General features: G+C 70.3%; 6 protein-coding genes and 3 tRNA genes. 4 read left to right on the top strand and 5 right to left on the bottom strand.

Annotation, left to right across the window (positions count from 1 at the left end):
• Positions 1–43: 43 nt before the first annotated feature.
• Positions 44–3,964 carry an ATP-dependent RNA helicase HrpA gene (gene hrpA / locus AB0D18_RS25670; protein WP_362422935.1) on the bottom strand — a complete coding sequence of 1,307 codons (3,921 nt, stop codon included), beginning with the start codon at positions 3,962–3,964 and terminating at the stop codon, positions 44–46.
• Positions 3,965–4,269: 305 nt separating this feature from the next.
• Here hrpA and AB0D18_RS25675 point away from each other — a divergent pair, with 305 nt between their 5' ends.
• The 4 genes from AB0D18_RS25675 to AB0D18_RS25690 all read left to right on the top strand — a co-directional run bounded on the left by AB0D18_RS25675 (position 4,270) and on the right by AB0D18_RS25690 (position 7,153).
• Positions 4,270–4,665: a hypothetical protein gene (locus AB0D18_RS25675; protein WP_362422938.1), complete on the top strand. Its 396-nt coding sequence runs from the start codon at positions 4,270–4,272 to the stop codon at positions 4,663–4,665.
• An 84-nt stretch (positions 4,666–4,749) separates the two neighbouring features.
• A complete protein-coding gene (locus tag AB0D18_RS25680) occupies positions 4,750–5,598 on the top strand; it encodes a thioredoxin domain-containing protein (protein WP_362422941.1) in 849 nt (282 codons plus the stop codon).
• The gene (locus AB0D18_RS25685) at positions 5,595–6,551 is read left to right on the top strand and encodes a cytochrome c biogenesis CcdA family protein (protein WP_362422944.1); all 957 of its coding nucleotides are present in this window, start codon (positions 5,595–5,597) and stop codon (positions 6,549–6,551) included. The genes AB0D18_RS25680 and AB0D18_RS25685 overlap by 4 nt, the downstream gene beginning before the upstream one ends.
• Complete coding sequence (locus AB0D18_RS25690; protein ID WP_362422947.1) at positions 6,548–7,153, top strand: DUF4870 domain-containing protein; 606 nt, start codon at positions 6,548–6,550, stop codon at positions 7,151–7,153. Before AB0D18_RS25685 ends, AB0D18_RS25690 begins: the two co-directional genes overlap by 4 nt.
• Positions 7,154–7,265: 112 nt before the next feature.
• Here the strand turns inward: AB0D18_RS25690 and AB0D18_RS25695 are convergent.
• The 4 genes from AB0D18_RS25695 to AB0D18_RS25710 all read right to left on the bottom strand — a co-directional run bounded on the left by AB0D18_RS25695 (position 7,266) and on the right by AB0D18_RS25710 (position 9,168).
• Positions 7,266–7,342: transfer RNA gene (locus AB0D18_RS25695), tRNA-Phe, on the bottom strand.
• A 22-nt stretch (positions 7,343–7,364) separates the two neighbouring features.
• Positions 7,365–7,439, bottom strand: a tRNA-Asp gene (locus AB0D18_RS25700).
• A 36-nt stretch (positions 7,440–7,475) separates the two neighbouring features.
• Positions 7,476–7,548 (bottom strand) — tRNA-Glu (locus AB0D18_RS25705).
• Positions 7,549–7,629: 81 nt separating this feature from the next.
• A complete protein-coding gene (locus AB0D18_RS25710; RefSeq protein WP_362422950.1) occupies positions 7,630–9,168 on the bottom strand; it encodes a metallophosphoesterase in 1,539 nt (512 codons plus the stop codon).
• Positions 9,169–9,463 lie beyond the last annotated feature (295 nt).

Below are 9,463 nucleotides of genomic sequence, written 5' to 3' on the forward strand. Positions count from 1 at the left end.
CAGGTCAGAGGGTGCAGTCGAACCCGTGGAGAGAGGCCGTCCGCTACGGGGCGGCGGCATCGATCGCCTTCACGATCCGCTTGTCGGAGACCGGGTACGCCGTCCCCAGCGCGTGCGCGAAGTAGCTGACCCGCAGCTCCTCGATCATCCAGCGGATGTCCCGCACCTCCTGCGGAACGGGCCTGCCCTGCGGCAGCTGCTCCAGGAGCCAGGCGTACTCGTCCTGCATCTCGTGGACCTTCTCCATGCGCGCGGTGTCGCGCTGGGCGCCGGTCGGCATCTGCTGCAGCCGCCGGTCCACGGCCACCAGGTAGCGCATCAGGTCGGGCAGGCGGCGCAGGCCGGTCTTCGTGACGAAGCCGGCCGGCATCAGCACGTTCAGCTGCTTGCGTACGTCCGTGAGGTTGGGCAGCAGGACCGCGCTGTTGGTCGACTTCAGACGGCGCTCGCAGGCCTGCCAGGCGGCGAGGACCTGCTGGACCTGGCCCACGGTCCTTACGGTCGCGTCGACGAGGTCCGCGCGCACCTTGTCGTACAGCTTCCGGAAGGACTCCTCGTCCCAGGCCGGGCCGCCGTGGTCGGCGATCAGCTTGTCCGTGGCGGCCATGGCGCAGTCGTCGAAGAGCGCCTGGATGGAGCCGTGCGGGTTGCTGGAGAGGGCCAGCTTCTGCTGGTTGGTGAGCTTGTCGGAGGCGAACTTCGCCGGATTCACCGGGATGTTGAGCAGGACGAGGCGGCGGGTGCCCGCCCACATGGCCTGCCGCTGCTCGGCTTCCGTGTCGAAGAGTCGTACGGAGACGGTCGCGCCCGCGTCGACGAGCGCCGGATACGCCTTGACCGGCTGGCCGGCCCGCTTGGTCTCGAAGACCTTGCTGAGCGTGCCGATGGTCCAGTCGGTGAGCCCCGTGCGCTCGATGGACTCGCCGGTGGGGCCCGCGGTGGCCGCTGCCGCCTGGGAGAGGGCCTGGCGGGCCTTCGGGCGGAGCTTCAGACGCAGCGCCTCCAGGTCCTTGTCCTCGGCGAGCTTCTTGCGGCGCTCGTCGACGATGCGGAACGTGATGCGCAGGTGGTCCGGGATGCGGGTGAGGTCGAAGTCGGCGGGGGTCACGGGGACCCCGACCATCTTCTGGAGTTCACGCGCGAGGGTGAAGTGCAGGGGTTCTTGCAGCGGGACCGCCCGCTCCAGGAACTTCGTCGCGTAGTTCGGCGCAGGCACGTAATGCCGACGGATCGGCTTCGGGAGGGAGCGGATCAGCTCCGTCACGACCTCTTCGCGAAGCCCGGGGATCTGCCAGTCGAAGCCCTCGTCTGTGACCTGGTTGAGCACCTGGAGGGGAATGTGGACGGTCACGCCGTCCGCATCCGCACCCGGCTCGAACTGGTACGTCACCCGGAACTTCAGCGGCCCCTGCCGCCAGGAGTCCGGGTAGTCGTCCTTGGTGACCCCGGCCGCCTTCTCGTTGATGAGCATCTCGCGCTCGAAATCGAGGAGTTCGGGCTCGTCGTGCTTCTTGTGCTTCCACCACGAGTCGAAGTGGGCGCCGGAGACGACGTGTTCGGGGATCCGCTGGTCGTAGAAGTCGAAGAGCGTCTCGTCGTCGACGAGGATGTCGCGGCGGCGGGCGCGGTGCTCCAACTCCTCGACCTCGGTGAGGAGTTTGCGGTTGTCGGCGAAGAACTTGTGGTGCGTGCGCCAGTCGCCCTCGACGAGCGCGTTGCGGATGAAGAGGTCGCGGGAGATCTCGGCGTCGATGCGGCCGTAGTTGACCTTGCGCTGGGCGACGATCGGGACGCCGTACAGTGTGACCCGCTCGTACGCCATGACGGCCGCCTGGTCCTTCTCCCAGTGCGGCTCGCTGTACGTGCGCTTGAGCAGGTGCTGGGCGAGCGGCTCGATCCACTCCGGCTCGACCTTCGCGTTGACGCGCGCCCACAGCCGGGAGGTCTCGACGAGTTCCGCGGACATGATGAAGCGCGGCTGCTTCTTGAAGAGCGCGGAGCCGGGGAAGATCGCGAACTTGGCGTTCCTGGCGCCCAGGTACTCGTTCTTCTCGGTGTCCTTGAGCCCGAGGTGGGAGAGCAGACCGGCCAGGAGGGAGGTGTGCACGGAGATCTCCGGTGCGTCCTCCTCGTTGATGTGGATCCCCATCTGCTTCGCCACGGACCGGAGTTGGGCGTAGATGTCCTGCCACTCACGGATCCGCAGGAAGTTCAGGTACTCCTGCTTGCACATCCGGCGGAACGAGGACGAGCCGCGCTCCTTCTGCTCCTCGCGGAGGTACCGCCACATGTTCAGGAAGGAGAGGAAGTCGCTCGTCTCGTCCTTGAACCGGGCGTGGTTCTGGTCGGCCTGCTGCTGCTTCTCGACGGGGCGCTCGCGCGGGTCCTGGATGGAGAGCGCGGAAGCGATCACCATCACTTCGCGCACGCAACCGTTCTTGTCGGCCTCAAGGACCATCCGGGCCAGCCGCGGGTCCACGGGCAGCTGGGCCAGCTTGCGGCCCTGCTGCGTCAGCCGCTTCTTCGGGTCCTTCTCGTTCGGGTCGAGGGCCCCGAGCTCCTGGAGCAGCTGCACACCATCGCGAATGTTCCGGTGGTCCGGCGGGTCGATGAACGGGAACTTCTCGATCTCGCCCAGGCCGGCCGCGGTCATCTGGAGGATGACGGACGCGAGGTTGGTGCGCAGGATCTCCGGGTCGGTGAACTCGGGGCGGGTGAGGAAGTCGTCCTCGGAGTACAGCCGGATGCAGATGCCGTCCGATGTACGACCGCAACGGCCCTTGCGCTGGTTGGCGCTGGCCTGCGAGATCCGCTCGATGGGCAGCCGCTGCACCTTGGTGCGGTGGCTGTAGCGGGAGATGCGGGCGGTGCCCGGATCGATCACGTACTTGATGCCGGGGACGGTCAGGGAGGTCTCGGCGACGTTCGTCGCGAGGACCACGCGGCGGCCGGTGTGCCGCTGGAAGACCCGGTTCTGCTCGGCGTGCGAGAGCCGTGCGTAGAGGGGGAGCACCTCGGTGAGGCGGAGGTTGCGTTTGTTGAGCGCGTCGGCGGTGTCGCGGATCTCCCGCTCGCCGGAGAGGAAGACGAGGATGTCGCCCGGACCTTCGGACTGGAGCTCGTCGACGGCGTCCGCGATGGCGGTGATCTGATCGCGGTCGGAGTCGTCGCCCTCCTCTTCGAGGAGAGGGCGGTAGCGGACCTCGACGGGATACGTCCGCCCGCTGACCTCCACGATGGGCGCCTCGCCGAAGTGCCGGGAGAAGCGCTCCGGGTCGATGGTCGCCGAGGTGATGACGACCTTGAGGTCGGGGCGCCGGGGGAGCAGCTGGGCGAGGTAGCCGAGCAGGAAGTCGATGTTCAGGCTTCGCTCGTGGGCCTCGTCGATGATGATCGTGTCGTACGCGCGCAGCTCGCGGTCGGTCTGGATCTCGGCGAGCAGGATGCCGTCCGTCATGAGCTTGACGAACGTCGCCTCCTGATTCACCTGGTCGGTGAACCGGACCTTCCAGCCGACGGCCTCGCCGAGCGGCGTCTTCAGCTCGTCCGCGATGCGGTCGGCGACGGTGCGGGCGGCGATGCGGCGGGGCTGGGTGTGGCCGATCATCCCGCGGACTCCGCGGCCGAGTTCCATGCAGATCTTGGGGATCTGGGTCGTCTTGCCGGAGCCGGTCTCGCCCGCGACGATCACGACCTGGTGGTCGCGTATCGCGTCGGCGATGTCCTGCTTCTTCTGGCTGACGGGAAGGTTCTCGGGGTACGTGATCGTGGGCACGCGGGAGGCACGTGCGGCCACCCTGGCGGCGGACTTCCCGGCCTCCACGGCGAGCTCGTCCAGAACGGCCTGCCGGGCCTCCGGGTTACGGATGCGACGGGCGCCTTCGAGACGGCGGCCGAGGCGGTGGGCGTCACGGAGCGAGCTCTGGGCGAGGGTGGCCTGGAGGTCGGCGAGGGAAGTAGACATACCTGGCCCAGGATCTCACCCGGAGCGGAGTCGTGGCGAACCGATTTCCGGGGCGGGGCCCGGGGCGTGGGCATCGTGCGGGTGCGTCGTGGCTGGTCGCGCAGTTCCCCGCGCCCCTAAATGCCTGCCCCTACCTCCCCGAGCCTCCTTGGGCAGCGGGGCCGCCCCCCGGGGGCGGGACGGGTGGGCAAGGGGGCGGCCCCCACGCGGAGCACGCCCCCTCCGCGACCGCATGCCCTGGTCCCCGCTCCACCCCACGTACCCTCGTGGACGGAAACGTCCCGTTCGACCAGAGAGGCCCGCCCGTGTCCGTCGTCGCACGCGCGCGCTGGCCCCGCTGGGCAGTCGTGGTCGCGGTCGTCCTCGGCGTGTTCTGCGGCCCCGCCGTCCTCACGGCGAGCGCGAGCGAGGGCGCGAATACGGGCGCATCCGTGTCCAGCACGGCCCCGACCGCCCAGCCCACGTTCGCCTCCGACACCCCCGGCTGCCGCCCCCATGCCCCCTCCGACGGCGCCGGTCAGCCCTCCACCCCCGCCCGGCACGGCACCCCGTACGAGCTGATGCCCGCCCTCTTCGAGGCCCGTGGCAGCGCCGGCGGCTGGAGCCTCGACCAGGGCGCGGGTCCGGTCGCCGGTGGCCGCGCTCCGCCACCGGCCGGCCCGCCGACCCCCGTAGACCTCTCCGTACTCCTGCGCGTCTAGGCGGCGCGGGCGGGCCCACCCCTGCCCTCTTCGCGCCGACCACTTCCGTACGCACCCACGTACCGCCAGGAGAACAGCACCCCCATGCCCAGCACCAAGAAGACCCCCAAGACCCAGGCCAAGACCCAGGCCAAGAACAAGCCCCGCGGAATCCTTATCGGCGCCGGCATCGCCACCGCCGCCGTCCTGCTCGGCCTCGCCTCCTACTCCGCGACCAAGCCCGAGGACAACACCCTCACCCCCACCCTCGACACCTCCAGCCCCACCGCCGCCGCCGACCCGCAGAACGGCGTCTACCCCGAGCTGGAGAAGCTCGCCCGCCGCACCGAGGGCGACCCGCTCGCGCAGGGGAAGGCGGACGCGCCCGTCGTGCTCGTCGAGTACGCCGACTTCAAGTGCGGCTACTGCGGCAAGTTCGCCCGCGACACCGAGCCGAAGCTGGTGAAGAAGTACGTCGACAACGGCACCCTGCGCATCGAATGGCGCAATTTCCCGATCTTCGGCGAGGAGTCCGAGGCCGTCGCCCGCGCTGCCTGGGCCGCCGGCCGGCAGGGCGCCTTCTGGCCCTTCCACCAGGCCGCCTACGCCAAGGACGCCAAGGCGAAGGGGTACGGGGCGGACCGGCTGAAGGCGATCGCGGAGGAGGCCGGGGTGAAGGACATCGGGAAGTTCACCGCCGACTCCGACAGCGCCCAGGCCCGCGCCGCCGTGAAGAAGGACCAGGAGGAGGCGTACCGGCTCGGCGCCACCTCCACCCCGTCCTTCCTGGTCAACGGGCGGCCGATCTCCGGCGCCCAGCCCGACGAGGTCTTCGACCAGGCCATCGAGGCCGCCGCGAAGACAGCCGCCGCGAAGACCCCGGCGGGCACGAAGGCCCCGGCGGGCCCGAAGGACGCCAAGGACGCCAAGGACGCCAAGGACGCGCAGAAGTGACCCCCGACATCGGCTACTTCGCCGCCTTCCTCGGCGGTCTCCTCGCCCTCGTCAGCCCGTGCAGCGCCCTCCTGCTGCCCGCCTTCTTCGCGTACTCCATCGACTCGAAGTCCCGCCTCCTCGCCCGCACCTGCCTCTTCTACGCGGGCCTGGCGACGACCCTCGTACCGCTGGGGGCCGCGGGTTCGTACGCAGGGCGGTTCTTCTACGGCAACCGCGACCTGCTGGTCACCGTCGCCGGCTGGGTGATCATCGCGCTCGGTGTCGCCCAGATCCTCGGCATGGGCTTCGCGTCGAAGAAGATGGCCGAGCTGTCGGGCCGCATCCGCCCCACCACGGCCCTCTCCGTGTACGCGCTCGGCGCGGTCTACGGCCTCGCGGGCTTCTGCGCCGGACCCATCCTCGGCAGCGTCCTCACCGTCGCCGCCGTCAGCGGCAGCCCCGTCTACGGCGGCCTGCTCCTCGCCGTCTACGCACTGGGCATGGCCGTCCCGCTCTTCCTCCTCGCCCTCCTCTGGGAACGCTTCGACCTGGGGCGGCGGCGGTGGCTCCGCGGCCGCACCCTCACCGTCGGCCGCTTCGAACTTCACACCACCTCCCTCCTCTCCGGCCTCTTCTTCATCGCCCTCGGCGTCCTCTTCCTCCTCTTCGACGGCGCGACCGCCCTCCCCGGCCTCCTCGACGTCGACGACTCCTTCGCCGTCGAACGCTGGGCGAGCGGCCTCGGCGAAGCGGTCCCGGACTGGGCGCTGCTGGCGGCCCTGGTGGCGGTGGTGGGCGCGGTACTCGGCGTACGGGCGACGCGCGGCCGGGACAGCGGCAGGGGCAGGGACAGCGGCCGGGAGCACGATGCCCGCAGCGGCGGGGACCACGGCGGTGACAGCGGCCGGAGTCATGACCAGGACAATGAGGGCGACCCGAAGCGCCTACCCGAGGAACGACTTCCCCGATGACCACACCCCCGCCCGCCCAACCGCCCCAGGACGCGAACGGAGGTTACGGCTCCGCGCCGGCCGGCGGCCCGTACGGCTACCCGCAAGGCGGGCCCGGCCAGCAGTCCCCGTACGGCTACCCGCAGGGTGCGCCCGGCCAGCAGCCTCCGTACGGCGTTCCGGGCCCCGGCCCGTACGACTACGGCTACGGCATGCCCCCGCAGCAGTTCTCCACCACCTCCGGGATGTGGGCCCACCTGGGCACGCTCCTCGCGCTCACCGTCGGCTCCGGCATCAGCTGCGGCCTCTCCGGGCTGCTCGCCTGGGTGGTCGGCCTGTCGATCCGCTCCGGCGCCCGCGACCCCTTCACCCACGCGCACGCCACGGCGGCGCTGAACCTCGCGCTGACCTCGCTGATCTACAGCGCGGGCATGGTCGGGCTGTCGCTGCTGCTGGCGTTGCTGCCGGGGAACGTGGCGATGCTCCAGACGGTGCCGATGCTGCTGCTCCTCGCGTACGGCATCACGGTGATCGTCTTCATGATCATTGCGACGGTCGCGGCCAACAGGGGCCGCCCGTACCGCTACCCGACGTTCCTCGCGTTCCCGATGGCCAAGGGCTGAGGAGATCCGGTGTTCCCCCGCGACTGACAGCGGGGGCAACACCGGGCTCTCGGGCGAGTCGCAGGGGGCAAACGCGAAAGGCCCCGTTCGGCGAAGAACGGGGCCTTTCGAATGGTGGCTGGGGCCGGGATCGAACCGGCGACCTATCGCTTTTCAGGCGATCGCTCGTACCAACTGAGCTACCCAGCCACTCGGATCTTGCGATCCGTAGCGGTCCTGACGGGATTTGAACCCGCGGCCTCCACCTTGACAGGGTGGCGAGCACTCCAAACTGCTCCACAGGACCAAGCAGTGCGAGCACAAGTCTCGCACAAGTGTTGCGTGCCCCCAACGGGATTCGAACCCGTGCTACCGCCTTGAAAGGGCGGCGTCCTGGGCCACTAGACGATGAGGGCTAATTGGCCCGCCTGTGCGCCTTGCAGCGCGTCGGGGACGTGAGAAGCATATGGGATGCCGGGTGGGATCGCCAAAACGGTTTACGGGGACAGGTGGCCGGGGGGCTTCGAGGGGTTGGCTCCGGGAGTGTTGGTCTCCGGGAGATGGCGGCTGACCTCGGCCGTCGACAGGCCCAGGCCGCCGAGCGTGATCTCGTCCCAGGCCTGCAGACGGCGGGTGTCCCGGTCCAGGTAGAGGAGCGAGGCGCGGATCTTCTGCGGGTCGTCGTCCTCGACGGCGCGCAGACCGCCGCCGCCGGTGGAGCCCTCGACCATCAGGCGGGTGCCGCGCTTCATGATCTCGGTCTTGCGTTCGTGGGTGTGGCCGGCGAGGGCGAGCGGCACCTCGCCGTCGGTCCTGGCGGCGGCGATCGGGTTGTGGGCGACCGCGATGTCGACCGGGGTGCGGGCCGCTTTCTGGGCGCGGAGGGCGGCGGCCAGCCGGACGCCGGCGGCGCGCTCGTTGTCGTCGCCCTGCGGTTTCACGGAGCGGTCGGGGGTGAACTGCGGGTCGCCCGTGCCCGCGACGCGCAGCCCGCCCGCGACGGTGACGACGCTGCCGTTGTCGAGCACGTGCACGTTCTTCAGGCGGGACATGTACGCCTGGGTGGCCGCCGAGTCGTGGTTGCCGCGCACCCAGATGTACGGGGCCCCCAGGTCCGGGACGGCGTCGAGGAAGACGTTCTCGGCGGAGCTGCCGTGGTCCATGGTGTCGCCGGAATCGATGATCGCGTCGATGTCGTACTGCTCGACGAGCGAGCCGATGATGCTCCAGGACGCCGGGTTGAGATGGATGTCCGAGACGTGCAGGACGCGCATCGTGGTGGGGGACGGCTGGTACGCGGGGAGGGTGGAGGTGACGTTGTAGAGCTTGGTCACGTTGGTGACCAGCCGGGCCAACTCCTTCTGGTAGACGTCGAATTCGGACACGATGTTGCGGGCGTCGCCGACGACCGAGGGTGCCGAGGAGAGCAGTCCCGAGAACTTCGGCTCCAGAACCGACTTCGGGTTCCAGGTGGCGAACGCGGTGATACCGGAGGCCGTCAGGAGGGCCAGAGCGAGACCGCCGGCGGCCAGGGCGCGGCGGGGGCGGCGGTAGACGGCAAGCCCGAGCGCGGACGCGCCCGCGAGGACGGCGACGGAGGAACGCAGGGCCAGATCGAGCGCGCCGGCGCCGACGTCCTGGGTGATCTCCTCCTGCAGCCCGGATATCCGCTCCGGATGGTTGACCAGGGCCGCCGAGCGGTCCGGATCGAGCTGGTCGACGTCCACGTCGAGGCGGATGGGGGCGGTGTGGGAATCGAGCTGCAGGGAGCCCAGCGGAGAGACGTTGATCTTCGTCCCGCCGGTGAGGGAGGGGCGGAGGGTCATGGTCGTATCGACGGGACCGACAGGAGTGCGGACATCCCCCACCGTGAGCAGCCCGAGCCAGGCCCCGAGCAGCACGACGGCCAGAAGACCGAGGGCGCGGCCCCAGGGGTGCGGGGTGTGGAGGAGGGCACTGGTGGGACTGGTGTGGTGCGAGCGGTAGCGCTGGGCGAGACGGGCGAGGACGGTACGCGGGCGGGCGGCTCGGGCCATTGGGGGCGTATGCCCAGCCCTGCGGGCGGCCATGCGAGGACGACTGGGGGCTTCCCCGGGGACCGGCGGGGGCCGACGGGGGCCTTCTGGCGGCGACCCTTGCGGGGCCCCGGGGGAGCGCTCGGTGCGGGGCTCCTGTGCGGCGGCCCTTGGGGGGCCCCGGGAGCGCTCGTTGTGGCGCTCCCGTGCGGTGCTCCTGTGCGGTGCTCCTGTGCGGTGCTCCTGTGCGGTGCTCCTGTGCGGTGCTCCTGTGCGGTGCTCCTGTGCGGTGCTCCTGTGCGGTGCTCCTGTGCGG

Origin of the sequence: Streptomyces sp. NPDC048442 (assembly GCF_040651475.1) — a bacterium.
Taxonomy (GTDB): Bacteria; Actinomycetota; Actinomycetes; order Streptomycetales; family Streptomycetaceae; genus Streptomyces.